Below are 19,195 nucleotides of genomic sequence, written 5' to 3'. Positions count from 1 at the left end.
TGTTCTTGGTTCATACGTCAGTACCATCACAGCGGACGCCTCTGGCGACGGCAGGGTTGAGCCGGTCGGTCCTTGACCTCCCCGGACGGTCGGCCGAGGATCACTTGTCATGACGACGCCCGGACACGGCAGCACGGTCGACGGAGTCCTACGGCGCAGCGCCCGGCGCACACCGGCGCGCGTCGCGGTGGAGTACGGCGAACGCACCTGGACCTACGACGAACTCGACACCGCCGTCTCCCGCGCGGCGAGCGTCCTCCTCGACCAGGGTCTGTCGCCCGGGGATCGGGTCGGCGCCTACGGCCACAACTCCGACGCCTACCTGATCGCCTTCCTGGCCTGCGCCCGGGCCGGCCTGGTGCACGTACCCGTCAACCAGAACCTCACCGGCGACGACCTCGCCTACATCGTCGGCCAGTCCGGCAGCTCCCTGGTCCTCACCGACCCGGACCTCGCCGGCCGGCTCCCCGACGGCGTACGGACAACGCCCCTGCGCGACACCGACGACTCGCTGCTCGCGCGGCTGGCCGAGGCGCCCGTGTACGACGGCCCCGAGCCGCGCCCCGAGGACCTCGTGCAACTGCTGTACACCTCAGGGACGACCGCGCTGCCCAAGGGCGCGATGATGACGCACCGGGCCCTGGTGCACGAGTACCTGAGCGCCATCTCGGCCCTCGACCTCAGTGCGGGCGACCGCCCCGCCCACTCGCTGCCCCTGTACCACTCGGCGCAGATGCACGTCTTCCTGCTGCCCTACCTCGCGGTCGGCGCGACGAACCTCGTCCTCGACGCACCCGACGGCGACCGGCTCCTCGACCTGGTCGAAGCGGGCCGCGTGGACAGCCTGTTCGCACCGCCCACCGTCTGGATCGCCCTGTCCAACCGCCCCGACTTCGCCACCCGCGACCTCAGCGGACTGCGCAAGGCCTACTACGGGGCGTCGATCATGCCGGTCCCCGTACTGGAACGGCTCAAGGAACGCCTGCCGAAGCTGGCCTTCTACAACTGCTTCGGCCAGAGCGAGATCGGCCCCCTCGCCACGGTCCTCGCCCCCGAGGAGCACAAGGGCCGTATGGACTCCTGCGGCCGTACCGTGCTGTTCGTCGACGCGCGCGTGGTCGACGAGGACGGCGAGGTCGTACCCGACGGCACCCCCGGCGAGATCGTCTACCGCTCCCCGCAACTGTGCGAGGGCTACTGGGACAAGCCCGAGGAGACCGCCGAGGCCTTCCGCGACGGCTGGTTCCGTTCCGGCGACCTCGCGGTCCGCGACGCGCACGGCTATTTCACGATCGTCGACCGGGTGAAGGACGTCATCAACTCGGGCGGTGTCCTGGTCGCCTCACGCCAGGTCGAGGACGCCCTGTACACCCACCCCCGGGTCGCCGAGGCCGCCGTCGTCGGCCTCCCCGACGACCACTGGATCGAGGCCGTCACAGCCGTCGTCGTCCCGCGCGGCGAGGTCACGGAGGCGGAACTGATCGACCACGTCCGCGAGAACCTGCCGCACTTCAAAGCACCGAAGAAAGTGCTCTTCGTGGACGAACTCCCGCGCAACGCCAGCGGGAAGATCCTCAAGCGGGAGCTCAGGAAAGACCTCGGGAGCGGGCCCGGCTCGGTAACATCCGGATAGCGGGGTAGCGGACACGAGGGGGGCGTCGTGATCGAACTGTCCGACATGATCCGTGAGTTGCGGAGCCAGCTCACCACCGCACTGGCGGACGGCGCGGGCGAGGCCATCCGGTTCGAGGCGGGGCCCGTCGAGATAGAGGCGACCGTCGCCGTCACCCGCGAGGCGGGCGCCGACGCCAAGGTCCGCTTCTGGGTCGTCGACGCCGGTACGAAGGGCTCCTACGCGAACGCGCAGACGCAGCGCGTCAAGCTCACCCTCAACCCCATCACCGTCCCGGTCGCCGGAGGACCACCGCAACCCGCCCTGATCGCGGGCGACGAGGCCGCAGACGAGCGCTGACCGGGCGCGCATGCGATCCGATCGCGGGCTGGTGCCTGAGCGCGCCGCCAAGATCATCGTCACTACGAACGGCGGCTCGCGCCGACGCGGTTCGGGGTATCTCGTCGCCGCGGGGCGTGTCCTGACCGCAGCCCACGTCGTCGTGGACGCGGCGAAGGTCGAGGTCCGCTTCCAGGCCGAGCGTCCGGACGAGTCGACTGTGGCGGCGGACGTCGAGTGGCGGCACAAGGACATCGACGTCGCCGTGCTGGCGGTACCGGTCCGCCCGGGCACTCCGGGGACCTCCCCGGTGCTCTCCGTGACCTTCGGCCGGATCGCGGAGAGGAACGTCTCCCTGCGCTGCACCGCGCTGGGGTTCCCGCGCTTCAAGCTCCGCACGGACACCGACGGTTCGCTCTTCCGGGACACGGAACACGTGGAGGCTACCTGCCTGGCACTCTCCAACAGGGGTGAAGGCACCCTCGACCTGCAGGTCACCCCGCCGCCGGCGGAGGACCCGGACCCTGGCAAGGACGCATGGGAGGGGATGTCCGGCGCGGCCGTCTTCTGCGAAGGCCATTTGGTGGGCGTCGTCTCCCGCCACCACCGGAGCGACGGGCCGGGACGGATCGCCGCGGGCCGCGTGGACCGCTGGGCCGAGACCCTGCCCAGGGCCGAACTCGACGCCTTGGAGCGTCTGCTGCGCTGCGGGCTGACGCCCGCCGAGCTACCCGATGTCACGGAGGCTACCGGCCACGGCGCGCCGCCCACGGAACAGTTGGGCGGACCGCTCGGCCAGTTCGCCCCTCCCGCGTCCGGCCCGGCCGCCGTACCGCTGGCGGTTCCGCAACGCAGGATCGCATCGGACCGGCTGCGCGGCCGGGACGAGATGGTGGGAGACCTGACCGCTGCCCTCATCCGGCGGGCCCGCGGCGACGCGTCCGTACCGGGCGTCTGGCTACTGTCCGGCATGGGCGGATCCGGCAAGACGACCATCGCGCTGGAGGCGGCACACCGGCTCGCCGGAACCATGACGCGGGTGTGGTGGGTGTCCGGAGCGGACGCCGAGGCCCTTCCCGCGACGCTGCGGGCGGTCGCGTTCGCCGCGGGCGCCCGAGCGGCCGACTTCGCCGGACCGCACCCGGCGGACGTGCTGTGGGACTGCCTCAACGCTCTCACCACCCCCTGGATGCTGATCCTGGACAACGTCGACGACCACTCGGCGCTGGCGGCGGAGAAGGCCCCCACCGCCGAGGGCGTCGGCTGGCTGCGCCCGCCCGCGAACCCCTGGGGAACCGTGCTGCTCACCAGCCGCGAATCCCGCAGCGATCGTTGGGGGAAGTGGGTGCACAGGGTCGCGGTCGGCATCCTCTCCGCCGATGACGGGGCCGAAGTCCTGCACGACCTCGCGCCGGGCGCCGGTACGCCACAGGAGGCCCGGGAACTCGCCGAACACCTCGGGGGCCTTCCCCTCGCGCTCAACCTCGCCGGCTCCTATCTGGCCCGGGCACTGGAAGACCCCTGGCCGGAGTCGCCGACGCCCGAGACCTTCGACGAGTACCGCGCCAGCTTCGACGCCCGGCTGTCCGACATGGCGTCGGACCCGGACACGGATCTGGGGCTCGACCAGCGCAGCCGCCGGGCGATCGTCAGTACCTGGGAACTCTCCCTCGACCTACTGCACCGGCGGGGCACCGACCTCGCCCGCCCGCTCCTGCGGCTGCTGTCGGCCCTGGGGCCGGCGGCCATCCCGTACCGCGAGCTCATCGAGCCGGAACTCCTTGCCGGCAACGCCTTGTTTCCCGAACCCACGGGGAAACGGCTCAAGGAGGCGGTCCAGGGCCTCACTGGTCTCCAGCTGATCACCATCGAAACCACACGCGAACCCACGCGAGCGAAGGACCGGCCGAGCCGCTGGATCACCATCCACCCGGTGGTCCGGGCCGCCTGCCGCGCACACGCCGACTTCACCGCCCACAAACCCCTGCTGCTGCGGCTCGTCACCGACCTGCTGGGGAACTACACCAAGCCACTCGACACCTTCGACCCCAAGGACTGGCCCCGTTGGCAGGCCATCGCCCCGCACTGTGCCGCGGTCCTCGCCCTGCTCCCCGAGGGCGACCCCGAGGGCGACCCCATGGGCGACCTCGTGGACCCGGCCCTGGCCGCCGCGGCCACGGAGCCCGCCGTACGGACCGCGCAGTACCGCAGCGGCCTCGGGATGTACGGCGAAGCCATCTCCGACCTGGACACACTCGGCTCGATCCGGGCCAGGCTGCTCGGCGACGATCACCCGGACACCATCGCCGCCGCCCTCCACCGCGCCTGGGCCGTACGCCACATCGGAGACCTCACCGAAGCGGACCGGCTGTACCAGGACGTGGCCCAGGCCTGCGCACGCGCGCTGCCGGACGGTCACGCCTATCTCCAGTCGGCGAAGACCGGCCGGGCTCGGGTCCTGCGTGAGCTGGGACGGTACGAGACCGCGGAGGAGGAGTTGCGCGCGGCCCTCGAGATGCGCCTGCGGGCCCGGACCCACCCGCGCGGCATACTGCGCATCCGGCACGACCTGGCGACGCTCGCCTACAAACGCGGGCGGAACGACGAGGCGGTGACCGAACTCCGGTTGCTCGCCCGCGAGTTCAAGGACCTGGCCGGGGAGGGGGACCTGGACACCCTCGCCACCGGCGTGAGCCTTGCCCGGGCTCTGCGCGAAGCCGGGCACGCCGGGGAAGCCGAGAAGGTCATCGAGAACGTCGTACGCGGATACCTGAAGGTGCTCGACCCTGAGCACCCCGATGTGCTCATGGCCCGCCACGAACGCGCCCGGCTGATTCGCGACCACGAGTCGGACCCCGAGTGCCCGCGCCGGGCGAGGGACGAGTTCGCCGACATCTGGCAGATCGACGAACGCCGCCTGGGACCCGACCACCCGGACACCATCGCCGCCCGGCACGAACTCGCCACGACCTGGCACCTGCTCGGCGACCTGGAGACGGCGGCAGAGCACTACGAGGCCGCGCTGGAAGCAGGCAGACGGCGGCTGGGCGAGCAGCACCCCAACGTCCTGCGCTGCGCACGCAATCTCGCCCGGGTCCGGGCCGAACTCGCCGAACGCGAGACCTCCGGCGGAGAAGCCGACAGCGACGGCGCTGACGCGCCACCACGAGGAGACCCCCCGATGGACGATCGCCCCGACGGCCAGGACACACCGGCGTCCACCACCCCCGACCTGACGGACCTCTCCCTCGAACAGGCCTTGACAGGCCCCGCCCACGCCGCCGCCGCACGCCTCGTGGGACGGTACGTGCGGCCTTGGGTCAGCCGCGGCGGAGACGACCCTGGAGGCGGCGGCTACTCGGAGGTCAGCTACCGGCGCTCCGCCGACCGGCCGGTGAGCTACACACCGGCCTCGGGCGGCGGTGGCGTACGCGGGCGGTCCAAGGAGGACTGTGCGCGCTCTCCCTTCCCCGATCCCGCCGATCTCCAGGCGATGGCCGCCGGCACGGAGGACCGTGTCCTCGCCGAACGGCTGCGGGCTCAGCAGCGCGGAGCCCGCCTGGTCGTGCTGCGCGAACTCCTGGACCTGGCCGCAGAGATCACCCACCGCCGGGGTGACGAGTCCCTTCGGATCCGGGATGTGCGGGATCTGCTCGTGCGGGCAGTGCAGACCGACCGTGAAGCGGTGACGACGGTGCTGCTCCACCCGTCCGTGGGTCGTTGGCTCAGCCGGGCACTGAACTCCCTGCACACACCACACGATGGGCCGCCCGACCGCACCGGGACGGCTCCCGCGGACCTGCTCCATCTCCACTCGATCGTGGCGGCGGCCGCCGTCAAGGCGGAGCTCCTGTTCGTCCTGCCCGTCCCCCTGCATGACGGGTATGTCTGTCTCCCCGGCCTGGGCGCCGCCGACCTGCGCACGACCGGAACCGTCACGGCCCATGTCGTCTCCATGGGAAACGCGGCCGTCGTGAACGGCAAGGACACGGAGGTACGGCTGCCGAGCCGGAGCGATCCGAACCCGCCCGGCTGGATCCCCGCGCACCGCGTGCGCACCCCTGTCGGACGAGGGCACCTCGACCTCGTCCTGGAGGACATCGATCCCTACCGCGAAAGCCCGGAGCCCCGGCCGCCGCGCCCACTCGATCTGGTGGAGGTCACCCACTGGCGGCGGACGATTCGCGACGCGGGAGAACTGCTGGCCGACGTCATGCCCCGGCAGGCCGACGCCGTCGCGGCGACCGTCACCGCCCTCACACCCCGACCCGAGCCGGAGCCCAACGCCGGCATGATGACGTCTCTCTCCTCGAGCGGGGCGTTCGGCGGAGCGGTGCTCAGCACACCTCCGGACGCCGTGGACCTCGCCGTCACCCTGGTCCATGAGTTCCGGCACATGGAGCTGAATGCCGTCCTGGACCTGCGCGACCTCTACGACACGGCAGGCGACGGTTCCGGCGAGCAGCTCTACTACGCACCCTGGCGCGACGACCCGCGCCCGCTGCCCGGACTCCTCCACGGCGTTTTCGCCTTCGTCGCCGTGGTCGACTTCTGGCGGACACTCGGCCAAAAGGCCCGCGACCAGTACCTGCGACGGCGGGCTCAGTTCCAGTTCGCCTACTGGCACACACAGACCAGGCACGCCTACGACGCCCTGTGCGCGACATCGCGCCTCAACGAGAACGGGCGGGAGCTTCTCACCAGGATGGGGGAGCGCACCGCGCGAGGGACCGAACTCGCGGGTGTGCCCGAGGAGGTGACCGCGCTGGCGACGGAGGCGGTCGTCGCCCACCGCACCCGCTGGCGGCTGCACCACCTGATCCCCGACCCGCAGGCCGTCTCGGAACTCGTCGAGGCATGGCGGTCAGGCGCGGATCACGCACCCCGGACGACCGCTGCCGTACTGCTTCCCGACAGCGCCGTTCCCTCCCTCAGCCACTACACGGCCTTGCTGGGCCGGTGGGCGACCGCCCCGGGCGAGGACACCGTCGACGACCCCGGCGACCTGGCCCGCCTCCTCGGCCGCCGGGAGGAGGCCCGCCACCTCGCCACCGACCAGGTGACACGGCAACCCGATCGACACGAACTCTGGGCCCGGCTCGGACTCGCGCTGCGCGCGGAGGCCTCGCCCGAGTACACCGCCGACGCAGCCGCGGCACGGGCCCTGACCCACCGCCCCGAGGTCGTCCGTGCCGCCTTCGCCCGCATCACCGCCGAGACCGGCACACAGCCGGACCCGGTCGCACTCGCGGCTTGGTTCGGCGCTCCCGAAGGACTTCCCGACCTGCCGTCCCTGCACCCGCTCTGACAACTCCGTTGCCACCGGGCCGCGCTAGCGCCTGATGATCGACGGCATGCCGATCTTCAGCGCCCCGGACGGGACCCGACTGGCCTGCCACATCCGCGGTGAGGGCGAGCCGCTCGTCGTGCTGCCCGGCGGCCCCATGCGGGCCTCCGCGTACCTCGGCAACCTGGGCGGGCTGGACGCGCACCGGCAGTTGGTGCTTCTCGACCTGCGCGGCACAGGGCGGTCCGAGATCCCTGCGGATCCCACGACGTACCGCTGCGACCGGCTAGTGGACGACGTGGAGGCGTTGCGGCGACACCTGGGCCTGGAACGGATGGACGTCCTCGCGCACTCGGCGGGCGGGAGTCTGGCCATGCGCTACGCGGCCCGGCATCCGGACCGGCTGGGACGGCTGGCGCTGATCACCGCCACCCCGTGGGCGCTCGGCATGCCCGCGACGCCCGAGGACCGGCTGGCCGCGGCCCGGCAGCGCGCGTCGGAACCCTGGTTCGCGGACGCGTTCCCGGCGTTCGAGGCCTGGCTGGCCGGCACCGGGGACTTCGACCCCGTCTTGGTCCCGTTCTTCTACGGGCGGTGGGACGACACCGCCCGGAGCCATGCCGACCGCGAGGATGACGAGACCAACGATTACGCGGCCGAGGTGTACGGGGCGGACGGCGCATACGACCCGGACGCGACACGGACCGGGCTCGCCCGGGTCGCGGCATCGGTACTCGTCCTGGCGGGAGAGATGGACGGTGGTCCGAGTCCCGCCCTCGCCCGGCGCACCGCCGACGCCTTCCCGGCGGCCGAGTTGGCCGTGCAGCCCGGTGCGGGACACTACCCGTGGCTCGACGATCCGGGATGGTTCGTGCGGCGCGTGACCGCCTTCCTCTCCGGACGGGAGTGAGGGGTCCTTCTGCTGTGGGCGGAGCGAGCCCGGCCGACCGGGATCATCTCGCCAGCGTGCCCGGCATGGTCACCGAACAGCGCACCACGCCCACGGGGCCGACTGGTCCGAGATCGCCCCGGCACTGGCCGCCGGGCCCCGACGGGTCTACGCCCCGGACCTTGGCGGGCACGGCCGCAGCGACTGGCCCGGCGACTACGCCTAGGCGACCATGCGCGACGACGTGCACGCCTTCCTGGCTCGGCGGTGTCGTCGCCTGCCTGCTCGCCCAGCACAGCCCGCACCTCGTACGGCGCCTCGTACTGGAGGACGTACCCGCGCCCTTTCCCCTGGCCCCCGCGCCCGCTCGCCCAACGGCCCGACGGGGACCTGCCGTACGACTGGGCGATGATCCTCGCCACCCACAGGCAGCACAACGCCCCGGACCCTGTGTGGTGGGACCACATGGGGCGGATCACCATGCCCACGCTGTTGATAGGTGGTGGGCCGACCAGTCCGATCCCCCAGGAGCAGATCGCCGCTCTCGCCCAACTGCTTGGAGGAGTTCCTCAGCCCTGCGGACCGTACGCCGTCATAAAGCGGTCGCGAAACTTGTCCATGCCCCACCGGGGCGCGTTCTCGGCGGGCTTGAGGCCGTCGGTCCAGCCCCAGTCGGCGACCCGGTCCAGGACTTTCTTGTCCTTGGCGACGATGGTGATCGGCACGTCCTTGCCGGTGTCCCCGGCGGTGACGGTCGGCACCGGCTGGTGGTCGCCGAGGAACACGAGCACCGTGTCCTCGTCGCCGTAGCGCTCGAGCCACTCGGTCAGGCTCCGGATCGAGTACTCGATCGCCTTGCGGTACTCGGTGCGGACCTTCTCCGGGTCCTTCCAGACCTCCGTGGGGTTGGTGCCCTCCTTCTTGATCTGGTGGAACACCGAGCCGTCGCCGAGGTCCTCCCAGTCGATCATCCGCGCGATGGGCGACCAGGGGTTGTGGCTGGAGGCGAGGATGATCTCCGCCATGATCGGCTCACGGTCCTTCTTGCCGTGCTCCAGACGCTGGAAGGCCTCCATGCTGAACTGGTCGGGCACGGGCGTCCAGCTGAAGTACGGGCCGTGATAGCCGAGGTGCTCGGAGTCGTAGATGTGGTCCAGGCCGAAGTACTTCCCCTCCGGCCAGGCCCGGCGCACCCCGGGCACGACACCGACGGTCCGCCAGGCCTTCGTCTTGCCGAAATAGTTGGTGAGCGTCATCCGGTCACTGGTGGTCAGGCTGCGGTAGCGCTGCTGGTTCTTGATCCACAGCCCGGACAGGAACGTCGAGTGGGCGAGCCAGCTGCCCGCGCCCGTCACCGGCGACTGCAGCCAGCCGCTGCGCGACTCGAAACCGGCGGCCTTCAGCGAGCTGGTGCCCTCCTTGAGAACCGAGTCGATCCGGGGCGCCATGGACGGGTCGTCGATCGCGACACGGCCGTAGCTCTCGATGAAGGTGAACAGCACGTCCTTGCCGCGCAGCCCTGTCAGCAACTGGTCGGGCGGTGTCTTCGCGAAGGCGTCCACGGCGGCCTGCTTCCGGAAGACCCGCGCGTCCTTCAGGCCCGCTTGCACCTGGTCCACCCGGTTGCCGATGAACTCGGCGTTGCCCTTGGTGGCGAACGGCACGCTGCCCACCTGCACACCCAGTGTCATGGCGGTGATCCACGCCGTGCCGAGGACCAGGGTCGTACGGGCGGCGACGGGACGGTGGCTGACCATCAGGTTCGTCAGCCGCACCATGGCGAGCGTCGTGAGGACCAGCACCGCGATGAACAGCACGATCACGCCGACCACGGCCAGCACCTGGCCGGTCCGGCCGAACGTCTCCCTCAGGAAGTCCGTCGCGTTCTCGATCAGTATCCAGTCGAGGACCAGGTCGAAGGGCCGGGCCAGCACCTGGTAGAAGCCCATGTCGACGAATTTCAGGATGGTGACGAGCCCGAGGAACGCACCCGAGACGACCGCCGCGATCCGCCTGGGCCGTGGCGGCAGCGCGAGCAGCAGGCCGGCGAGCAGCACGCCCTCGGCGGGGATGCGGACGAACGAGGCGAACTCGATCTTCTCCAGCTGGTTGGGCACGAGGAGCGCGAAGAACACGAGCGCACCGGCCAGGACGGTCGTCCCGACACTGACACCGCGTGCCGTACGGGGATAGCGCCGCCGCCAGCCGAACCAGCCGGGCTTCGTCGCGTCCGGCGTCTCCTGGGGTGCGGCTTCCTGCTCTTCGCGTACGGCGGTGGCGGCGTCGGGGTCGTCGTCGGAATCCGGCGTGGTCGCGTCGTCATCCGGTTTCGCCCCGCCCCCGGTCGGGTCCGATTGCTGACGGGAGCGAGTGAAGAGCGACACCCGGAGGTCCTTCCGTGCGGTCTTGCTAGGCATGGCAAACAGAGCCCGGTGAACCGAGCCTGCCACCACCAGTACGTCCGCACGTCACCTTAGGTTCAAACGACAGGCCGGAGAATCACCCGTCCGCCGCCACCGCCACCTCCCGCGCCCACCGGTAGTCCGCCTTGCCGCTCGGCGACCGCCGGACCGACTCCGTGATCACCAGCTGGCGCGGGATCTTGTAGCCGGCGAGCCGGTCACGGCAGTGCGCCCGGATGTCCTCCAGCGACGGCCGCACCGCACCCTCGCGCAGTTGCACCACGGCCGCCACATGGTGGCCCCACTGGGGGTCCGGCACCCCGGCCACCAGCGCGTCGTAGACGTCCGGGTGGGACTTGAGGGCCTGCTCGACCTCCTCCGGGTACACCTTCTCGCCGCCGGTGTTGATGCACTGCGAGCCGCGCCCCAGGACGGTGACCACGCCCTCCTCGTCGACCGTGGCCATGTCGCCGAGCAGCACCCACCGCTCGCCGCCCCTCTCGAAGAAGGTCCCGGCGGTCTTGGCGGGGTCGTTGTAGTAGCCGAGCGGCACATGTCCGCACTGGGCGATCCGGCCCACCTCGCCGGGTGCCACCGGTTCGTACGTGGCCGGGTCCACGACCTGCGTACGGGCGTGGACCCGGATCCGGAAGCCCCGCTCGGGTCCCGAGTCCTCGGTCGCCGTGCCGTTGAAACCGGACTCCGACGAGCCGAAGTTGTTCAGCAGCATGGCGTTCGGCACCAGCTCCTGGAACTGCCGGCGCACCGTGTCCGACATGATCGCGCCGGACGACGACACGCTGAACAGCGACGAGCGGTCGATGTGCCGCAGCGGACCGGCCAGCGCGTCGATCAGCGGCCGCAGCATCGCGTCGCCCACCAGCGAGATGCTGCTGACCCTCTCCTTCTCCACGGCCCGCAGCACCTCCTCGGGCACGAACTTCCGGTGGATCACGACCCGCTGCCCGAAGTTGAAGCCGATGAACGCCGTGAGGGTGGAGGTGCCGTGCATCAGCGGAGCCGTGGGGAAGAAGGTGATCCCGGAACCACCCGCCGCGACCCGCTCGGCCAGCTCCTCCGGCTTCTTCACCGGCTCACCGGTCGGGGCACCCCCGCCGAGACCCGCGAAGAACAGATCCTCCTGCCGCCACATCACACCCTTGGGCATCCCGGTCGTACCGCCGGTGTAGATGATGAACTGGTCGTCGGCCGAACGCGCCGGGAAGCCGCGCCCCGGCGACCCCGCGGCCTCGGCATCCGCGAACTCCGTACACGCCACGTCGGCAGCCCCCGGCGCCGGCGTGCCCACCCGGACCAGATGCCGCAGCCTCTCCGCCCGCGGCCCTGCCGCCGCCACCCGGTCCGTGAACCCCGCGTCGAAGACCAGCGCCACCAGATCCGCGTCCCGGTAGAGGTACACCAACTCCTCTTCGACGTACCGGTAGTTGACGTTGACGGGGACGATCCGCGCCTTCAGGCAGCCCAGCACCGTCTGCAGATACTCCACCCCGTTGTAGAGGTGAAGGCCGAGGTGCTCACCGGGCCGTATCCCGCTGTCGAGCAGATGGTGGCCGACGCGGTTGGCCGCCGCGTCCAGCTCCGCGTACGTCAGACGGCGTTCCGCGCCCGTGCCGGGATGGTCGGCGTACACCAGCGCCTCACGGCCGGGAACGACGTCGACGACCGACTCGAACAGGTCGGCAAGGTTGTACTCCACCGCTCCTCCTGACCCGGGACGTGCCTGGCATCGGACGGTTCGCCGGTCATCAGAGCAAAGGGCGGCCCAACTGTGAAGGGTCCGCGCGAAGAAAACTGACTACCTGTCAGAAAACCCTTGAAGTGCCCACCTCCCTACTGCAACCTGTTCTCGTTCTTCGAGAGGGGAGTTGGCCATGGGTGGGACGGAACACCTCACCGTGCGGCGCGAAGGCGCCACACTGGTGCTCACGCTCAACAGGCCGGAGGCGAGGAACGCGCTCTCGCTGCCGATGCTCGTCGGCCTCCACGACGGCTGGCTCGAAGCCGACGCGGACGACTCGATCCGCTCGATCGTCTTCACCGGCGCGGGCGGCTCGTTCTGCTCGGGCATGGACCTCAAGGCCCTCGCCGGGAACGGCATGGCCGGTGAGGAGTACCGCGACCGGCTCAAGGCGGACCCCGACCTGCACTGGAAGGCGATGCTGCGCCACCACCGCCCCCGCAAACCGGTGATCGCCGCCGTCGAGGGGTACTGCGTCGCGGGCGGCACCGAGATGCTCCAGGGCACCGACATCCGCGTCGCCGGAGAATCGGCGACCTTCGGCCTGTTCGAGGTGAAGCGGGGCCTGTTCCCCATCGGCGGCTCCACGGTCCGGCTGCAACGCCAGATCCCACGCACCCACGCCCTGGAGATGCTCCTCACCGGCCGCCCCTACAGCGCCCGCGAGGCCGCCGCCATCGGCCTGGTCGGCCACGTCGTCCCCGACGGCACCGCGCTCGCGAAGGCACTGGAGATCGCCGAACAGATCAACTCCTGCGGCCCGCTGGCCGTCGAGGCCGTCAAGGCCTCCGTCTACGAGACCGCGGAGCTGACCGAGTCCGACGGCCTCGCGGCCGAACTCACCCGGGGCTGGCCGGTGTTCGACACCGCCGACGCCAAGGAGGGCGCCCGCGCCTTCGCGGAGAAACGACCCCCCGTCTACAAGCGCGCCTGACCGTCCCCTCCCGTCCGCGCGCCTGACCGAAGGAGCCCCGTGGCATGCCCGAAGTCCTCAAAGCCCCCCTCGTCGTCGAGTTCCCCTTCACCCGCTCCCTCGGCCCCGTCCAGAGCGCCTTCCTGACCGGCCTGCGCGAAGGCGTCGTGCTGGGCGTACGGGCGAGCGACGGCCGCGTCCTCGTCCCGCCCGTCGAGTACGACCCCGTCACCGCCGAGGACATCCGCGACCTCGTCGAGGTCGCCCCCACCGGCACGGTCACCACCTGGGCCTGGAACCACGCCCCCCGCCGCGGCCAGCCCCTCACCACCCCCTTCGCCTGGGCCCTGGTCCGCCTCGACGGCGCCGACACCGCCCTCCTGCACGCCCTCGACGCCCCGGGCCCCGACGCCGTGCACACGGGCATGCGCGTCCGTGTCCGCTGGGCCGAGGAACGCACCGGCGCCATCACGGACATCGCCTGCTTCGAGCCGTACGAGGGTGGCCCCGCACAACTCGCCGGGGCCACCGGCCAGTTCGAGGACCCGGTCACCGGCATCGTCGCCGCCGCCCGCCTCGACTACACCTACTCGCCCGGCCGCGCCCAGACCGCTTACATCAACGCCCTCGGCGGCCGGCGCACCGTCGGAGAGCGCTGCACCTCCTGCCGGAAGGTCTACGTCCCGCCGAGGGGCGCGTGCCCCACCTGTGGAGTCGCCACGGACGAACAGGTCGAGGTCGGGCCGCACGGCACGGTGACCACGTTCTGCATCGTCAACATCAAGGCGAAGAACCTCAACATCGAGGTGCCGTACGTCTACGCCCACATCGCCCTCGACGGCGCCGGGCTCGCGCTGCACGGCCGGATCGGCGGCATCCCCTACGACGAGGTCCGCATGGGCATGCGCGTCGAACCCGTCTGGACCGAGGGCGCCCGCTACCCCGACCACTACCGGCCCACGGGCGAACCCGACGCGGACTACGACACCTACAAGGAGCTGCTGTGACGAGCGCACCGCGAGGCCGCGAGATCGCCGTCGTCGCCTTCGCCCAGACCGCCCACCGGCGCACCAGCGAGGAGCTCTCCGAAGTGGAGATGCTGATGCCGGTGCTGCACGAGGTCCTCGACCGGACCGGCCTGAAGACCGCCGACCTCGGCTTCACCTGCTCCGGCTCCAGCGACTACCTCGCCGGCCGCGCCTTCTCCTTCACCCTCGCCCTCGACGGCGTCGGCGCCTGGCCGCCGATCTCCGAGTCCCATGTCGAGATGGACGGCGCGTGGGCCCTGTACGAGGCCTGGACCAAGCTCCTCACCGGCGACGCCGACACCGCCCTGGTCTACTCGTACGGCAAGTCCTCACCCGGCCCGGTCCGCGACGTGCTGACCCGCCAGCTCGACCCCTACTACGTGGCACCCCTGTGGCCCGACTCCGTGGCGCTCGCGGCCCTCCAGGCACAGGCACTCATCGACGCCGGCGACACCGACGAGCCCGCCCTCGCGGCCGTCGCCGCCCGCAACCGGGAGGCGGCCTCCGCCAACCCGCACGCACAGCTCAAGGGGCCCGTGGCACACGGCGACTACCTGGTACGGCCCCTGCGCACCGGCGACTGCCCGCCCATCGGCGACGGCGCGGCCGCCGTGATCCTCGCGGCCGGGGACCGGGCCCATGAACTGTGCGCCCGCCCCGCCTGGATCCGGGGCATCGACCACCGCATCGAGGCCCACGGCCTCGGCGTGCGCGACCTGACCGACTCGCCCTCCACCCGCCTGGCCGCCGAGCGGGCCGGCGCCTTCGAACGGCCCGTCGACACCGCCGAGCTGCACGCGCCCTTCACCGCGCAGGAGATCGTCCTGCGCAAGGCCCTCCGGCTCGACGACGGCGTCCACGTCAACCCCTCCGGCGGAGCCCTCGCCGCCAACCCGATCATGGCCGCCGGCCTCATCCGCCTCGGAGAGGCCGCCGCCCGCGTCCACCGCGGCGAGTCCGACCGCGCCCTCGCCCACGCCACGTCGGGCCCCTGCCTGCAGCAGAACCTGGTCGCCGTACTCGAAGGGGAACCCCGATGAGCAAGGAGCCCGTGGCCGTCGTCGGCATCGGCCAGACCAAGCACGTCGCGGCACGCCGGGACCTGTCGATCGCCGGGATGGTCCGGGAGGCGGCGCGACGGGCGCTCGACGACGCCGAGCTGACCTGGGCCGACATCGACGCCGTCGTGATCGGCAAGGCGCCCGACTTCTTCGAGGGCGTCATGATGCCGGAGCTCTACCTCGCCGACGCGCTCGGAGCCGTCGGCAAACCCATGCTCCGCGTGCACACCGCCGGGTCGGTCGGCGGCTCCACCGCGCTCGTCGCAGCGAACCTCGTCGCGGCCCGCGTCCACGGCACCGTCCTCACCCTCGCCTTCGAAAAACAGTCCGAGTCGAACGCCATGTGGGGCCTGTCCCTGCCCATCCCCTTCCAGCAGCCCCTGCTGGCCGGGGCCGGCGGCTTCTTCGCCCCGCACATACGCGCGTACATGCGACGCAGCGGCGCACCCGAGACGATCGGCGCCCTCGTCGCCTACAAGGACCGGCGCAACGCGCTGAAGAACCCCTACGCCCACCTGCACGAACACGACATCACCCTGGAGAAGGTGACGGCCTCGCCCATGCTGTGGGACCCGGTCCGCTACTCGGAGACCTGCCCCTCCTCCGACGGCGCCTGCGCCATGATCCTCACCGACCGCGCCGGAGCCGCCCGGGCACCACGACCGCCCGCCTGGATGCTGGGCGGCGCGATGCGCAGCGAACCGACCCTTTTCGCCGGCAAGGACTTCGTCTCCCCGCGGGCCGGCCAGGACTGCGCGGCCGACGTCTACCGGCAGGCCGGGATCACCGACCCCCGCCGTGAGATCGACGGCGCCGAGATCTACGTGCCCTTCTCCTGGTACGAGCCGATGTGGCTGGAGAACCTCGGCTTCGCCGGCGAGGGCGAGGGCTGGAAGCTCACCGAGGCGGGCGTGACCGAACTGGACGGCGACCTGCCCGTCAACATGTCGGGCGGCGTCCTGTCCACCAACCCCATCGGCGCCTCCGGCATGATCCGCTTCGCGGAGGCGGCGCTCCAGGTGCGCGGACAGGCCGGGGAACACCAGGTGGACGGCGCCCGCAGGGTCCTCGGACACGCCTACGGCGGCGGATCGCAGTTCTTCTCGATGTGGCTCGTGGGAGCACAGCCCCCCGCGTCCTGAAACGACTCCCGGGACGACTCCTGAAAGGTCCCCCTCACGTGCCCTGTTGGCCGTGGGACACGATCGCTAGGCTGGCCGCGGACGACGAATCGGGAGGAGCACGGACGTGGCCGAGACCACCACCCAGCAGCGCCCGCTCATGGGCTGGGACAAGCCGGATCTGGACCTCACCAACGCGGCGTGGCAGTCCAGCAGCCGTGGCGTGGGAGATGTCCAGATCGCCTTCGTGGAGGGCTTCATCGCCATGCGGAACAGTGGCCGCCCGGAAAGCCCTTCCCTGATCTTCACGCCCGACGAGTGGGGCGCGTTCGTGTCGGGAGCGCGGGAAGGGGAGTTCGACCTCACGTGACGCGGGCCGGGTGAGCCGTCCCGGACGGCCGTGATCCGACGGCTGATCCGGGGGTGTTGCGCCCGCGTTTCCGGACACGCGACCCGAGACATCCTCCCGGGGCCGGCACCTGAGCCAGGCTGGCCCCCGGAAGGGACGGTCGTATCCCGGAGGTGAGGAACCCGTGAGCAACCTGCCGGTCATCGCGGCGGTCGACGGTTCGGACGACAGTCTGCGCGCCCTGGAGTGGGCCCTCGACGCCGCCCGTCGGCGTTCGGCGCCCCTGCGAGTGGTCCATGTACGCCAGTACGCCCACTGGGCACAGCCCGAGATGCTCGCCGCCGGGCCGGCGGACCCACAGGACGACCCCGTCCTCGACCGGGTCCGCACCCGGCTGGAAGGACGCGCTGACCAGCCGGACACGGAGTACGTCGCACTGGAGGGCGTGGTCAGCGCCGTCCTGCCCGAACTGGGAGCCTCCGCCCAGCTGCTGGTGCTGGGCTCCCGGGGCCGCGGCGGCTTCGCCAGCCTGCTGCTCGGCTCCAACGGTATGGCCGCCGCCCGTGACGCCGAGTGCCCCGTCGTCGTGGTGCCCCGGGCCGCGGGCGACGTGCGGGACGAGACATCCGAGGGCCCCGGCTCGCGGGTCGTCGTCGGCCTGAAGGTGGACGGCCCCGACGAGGCCACGCTCGAGTTCGCCTTTGCCGAGGCCGCCCGGCGCGGCGCGCGGCTCCAGGCGGTCGCCGCCTACCCGTGGCCCGCGCAGCCCTGGATGATGCCCGGGGAGATGCCCCCGCCGGTGGTCGACCAGGACGTCATCGAGGACGAGGCCCGGGTGCTCGCCGAGGGCTTCCTCGCCCCGTACCGCGAACGGCACCCCGACGTCCGGGCCGAGCCGCTCGCCGCTGCGGGCGACGCGGCCGGGCACCTCGTGGCCGCCTCCCGGGACGCCGACCTCGTCGTGGTGGGCCGGCACCGCCGGCACCTGCTGGCACCCGCCCGCATGATGGGCTCGGTCACCCACGCCGTCCTGCTGCACGCCGCGAGCCCCGTCGCGGTGGTCCCGCCGGCGCCGCCCGAGGACTGACCGCGCTGTAATGGATACCGCCAGGCCTATCATTAGCCCCATGCGGGAACCGATCAGCAGGGACGCCCGGCTCGCCCTGGACCTGGCCCTCACCGTCCGGCACGACGGCGACGGCGGCGTGGCCGACGATCTGACCGACCCGGCGGACCTGACCGCCTGGGTCCGGGCACACGCCGAGGTCCTGCCGGACACCGAGGTGGTCACCGCCGACGCCGAGCGGCTCGCCGCCGTCCGCGAGCTGCGTGCCGCTACCCGCGCGCTCTTCGCCCGCGCCGTGCGCCCCGGCGAGCCCAGCCCTGCGGACGCGGCCCGCCTCCTGCCCGAGACCGAGGCCGTGCGGCGGCTCAACGAGGCAGCCGCCCGCACCCCCACCGTGCCGGTCCTGCACTGGCCCCGGGAGGCCGGACCCGTCGTCCACCAGCGGCCCGTACATGGCGCCGACGACCTGACGGCGACCCTCGCGCACGCCGTGATCGCGTTCCTCGCGAGCCCCGACCGCGACCGGCTGCGAGCCTGCCACGCACCGCGCTGCGTGCGGTACTTCCTCAAGGAGCACCCACGCCAGGAGTGGTGCAAACCGTCCTGCGGCAACCGCGCCCGGGTCGCCCGCCACCACCAACGGCACCGGACGACGACTTGAGGCCCTGTCGCGGGCCGACCGGGCCGCCGCCCGCCCGGCACTTCGCAGGCCGGGGCACGTACCATTGGCGACATGTCGTTCCTCCGCCGCCGCAGCGCCACTCCCGCCGGGCCTGACTTCGACGTACTGGCCATGGACCCGGGCGACTGGCCCGGCAACCTCGGTGCGGGACTGCTGCCCGCCCCCGACGGCACCTGCCAGGGCGTCTTCCTGCGCTACGACCTGTTCGGCGGCCGCGGCCCCGCGATGATCATCGGCAACCTGCCCGAGGGCTCCCCGGCGCGCGAGGTCCCCGAGGGGCAGGTCCCCTTCGAGGTGGCCCAGCTGCTGCTGGCACTGGAGAACGACGAGGAGGTCACCGTCGTCAGCACCGAGGACGTGCCGGTGATGCAGGGCGACAACCTCCTGATCGTCCGCCGCGTCAAGCTCTCCGAGGGCCGGATCTCCTGCGTGCAGTTCGACCGCAGCGACAACGTCCTGGTGACCATCGCCGCCTGGGACCGCCCCATCACGGACGACCTGTACGCCCTCCTCAAGCCCCTGCCCGCTGAGCTGTTCCAGCAGGGCTGAGCCGGCGGCCGTACGGCACATACGAAAAGGCCGCCGCACATAAGAAAGGGCCGCCGCACATCCCACACCCGCACCGGCAACGGACTCAACACACCCGAGTCGAACAAGGCCAGCAGCTCGGCCAGCAGTCCACCGGTA

General features: G+C 71.7%; 14 protein-coding genes. 12 read left to right on the top strand and 2 right to left on the bottom strand.

Annotated elements, in window-relative coordinates:
- Positions 1–109 precede the first annotated feature (109 nt).
- The 4 genes from ACWIF2_RS04670 to ACWIF2_RS04655 are packed head-to-tail and all read left to right on the top strand — an operon-like array spanning position 110 to position 8,148.
- A complete protein-coding gene (locus ACWIF2_RS04670; protein ID WP_454358591.1) occupies positions 110–1,633 on the top strand; it encodes an acyl-CoA synthetase in 1,524 nt (507 codons plus the stop codon).
- A gap of 27 nt (positions 1,634–1,660) precedes the next feature.
- Entirely contained in the window at positions 1,661–1,972 is a 312-nt protein-coding gene (locus tag ACWIF2_RS04665) for a trypco2 family protein (protein ID WP_454358590.1), read from the top strand.
- Between the two features lie 31 nt (positions 1,973–2,003).
- Complete coding sequence (locus ACWIF2_RS04660) at positions 2,004–7,259, top strand: aKG-HExxH-type peptide beta-hydroxylase (RefSeq protein ID WP_454358589.1); 5,256 nt, start codon at positions 2,004–2,006, stop codon at positions 7,257–7,259.
- 46 nt (positions 7,260–7,305) lie between these two features.
- Positions 7,306–8,148, top strand: coding sequence for an alpha/beta fold hydrolase (locus ACWIF2_RS04655; RefSeq protein ID WP_454358588.1), 843 nt, complete (start codon positions 7,306–7,308; stop codon positions 8,146–8,148).
- A gap of 548 nt (positions 8,149–8,696) precedes the next feature.
- Here the strand turns inward: ACWIF2_RS04655 and ACWIF2_RS04650 are convergent.
- Together ACWIF2_RS04650 and ACWIF2_RS04645 are read right to left on the bottom strand one after the other, a co-directional pair.
- Positions 8,697–10,511 carry a sulfatase gene (locus tag ACWIF2_RS04650; RefSeq protein ID WP_454358587.1) on the bottom strand — a complete coding sequence of 605 codons (1,815 nt, stop codon included), beginning with the start codon at positions 10,509–10,511 and terminating at the stop codon, positions 8,697–8,699.
- Between the two features lie 115 nt (positions 10,512–10,626).
- Entirely contained in the window at positions 10,627–12,246 is a 1,620-nt protein-coding gene (locus tag ACWIF2_RS04645) for an acyl-CoA synthetase (protein ID WP_454358585.1), read from the bottom strand.
- A 175-nt stretch (positions 12,247–12,421) separates the two neighbouring features.
- Here ACWIF2_RS04645 and ACWIF2_RS04640 point away from each other — a divergent pair, with 175 nt between their 5' ends.
- The 8 genes from ACWIF2_RS04640 (at position 12,422) to ACWIF2_RS04605 (ending at position 19,057) form a co-directional block, all read left to right on the top strand.
- Positions 12,422–13,222 carry a crotonase/enoyl-CoA hydratase family protein gene (locus ACWIF2_RS04640; protein WP_454358584.1) on the top strand — a complete coding sequence of 267 codons (801 nt, stop codon included), beginning with the start codon at positions 12,422–12,424 and terminating at the stop codon, positions 13,220–13,222.
- 44 nt (positions 13,223–13,266) lie between these two features.
- Positions 13,267–14,208, top strand: coding sequence for a Zn-ribbon domain-containing OB-fold protein (locus tag ACWIF2_RS04635; RefSeq protein WP_454358583.1), 942 nt, complete (start codon positions 13,267–13,269; stop codon positions 14,206–14,208).
- Positions 14,205–15,269, top strand: coding sequence for a thiolase domain-containing protein (locus ACWIF2_RS04630; RefSeq protein WP_454358582.1), 1,065 nt, complete (start codon positions 14,205–14,207; stop codon positions 15,267–15,269). Before ACWIF2_RS04635 ends, ACWIF2_RS04630 begins: the two co-directional genes overlap by 4 nt.
- A complete protein-coding gene (locus tag ACWIF2_RS04625) occupies positions 15,266–16,432 on the top strand; it encodes a thiolase domain-containing protein (RefSeq protein ID WP_454358581.1) in 1,167 nt (388 codons plus the stop codon). Before ACWIF2_RS04630 ends, ACWIF2_RS04625 begins: the two co-directional genes overlap by 4 nt.
- Positions 16,433–16,538: 106 nt before the next feature.
- Positions 16,539–16,781 (top strand): DUF397 domain-containing protein, encoded by a 243-nt coding sequence (locus tag ACWIF2_RS04620; protein ID WP_454358580.1) that lies wholly within the window; start codon positions 16,539–16,541, stop codon positions 16,779–16,781.
- A gap of 163 nt (positions 16,782–16,944) precedes the next feature.
- The gene (locus ACWIF2_RS04615; RefSeq protein WP_454358578.1) at positions 16,945–17,847 is read left to right on the top strand and encodes a universal stress protein; all 903 of its coding nucleotides are present in this window, start codon (positions 16,945–16,947) and stop codon (positions 17,845–17,847) included.
- A gap of 40 nt (positions 17,848–17,887) precedes the next feature.
- Positions 17,888–18,487: a CGNR zinc finger domain-containing protein gene (locus tag ACWIF2_RS04610; protein ID WP_454358577.1), complete on the top strand. Its 600-nt coding sequence runs from the start codon at positions 17,888–17,890 to the stop codon at positions 18,485–18,487.
- 72 nt (positions 18,488–18,559) lie between these two features.
- Positions 18,560–19,057 (top strand): glycosyltransferase family protein, encoded by a 498-nt coding sequence (locus ACWIF2_RS04605; protein WP_003987988.1) that lies wholly within the window; start codon positions 18,560–18,562, stop codon positions 19,055–19,057.
- Positions 19,058–19,195: the final 138 nt, after the last annotated feature.

It is taken from the genome of Streptomyces sp. NPDC055506, from assembly GCF_053643595.1.
The sequence above is the reverse complement of the archived record's forward strand: the minus strand, read 5'-3'. Positions and strand labels throughout refer to the sequence as shown.

Bases quoted from the DNA above. Each gene is read 5' to 3' on its own strand.
- ACWIF2_RS04670 (WP_454358591.1), top strand. From the start codon at position 110: ATGACGACGCCCGGACACGGCAGCACGGTCGACGGAGTCCTACGGCGC.
- ACWIF2_RS04655 (WP_454358588.1), top strand. From the start codon at position 7,306: ATGCCGATCTTCAGCGCCCCGGACGGGACCCGACTGGCCTGCCACATC.
- ACWIF2_RS04640 (WP_454358584.1), top strand. From the start codon at position 12,422: ATGGGTGGGACGGAACACCTCACCGTGCGGCGCGAAGGCGCCACACTG.
- ACWIF2_RS04635 (WP_454358583.1), top strand. From the start codon at position 13,267: ATGCCCGAAGTCCTCAAAGCCCCCCTCGTCGTCGAGTTCCCCTTCACC.
- ACWIF2_RS04625 (WP_454358581.1), top strand. From the start codon at position 15,266: ATGAGCAAGGAGCCCGTGGCCGTCGTCGGCATCGGCCAGACCAAGCAC.
- ACWIF2_RS04610 (WP_454358577.1), top strand. From the start codon at position 17,888: ATGCGGGAACCGATCAGCAGGGACGCCCGGCTCGCCCTGGACCTGGCC.
- ACWIF2_RS04605 (WP_003987988.1), top strand. From the start codon at position 18,560: ATGTCGTTCCTCCGCCGCCGCAGCGCCACTCCCGCCGGGCCTGACTTC.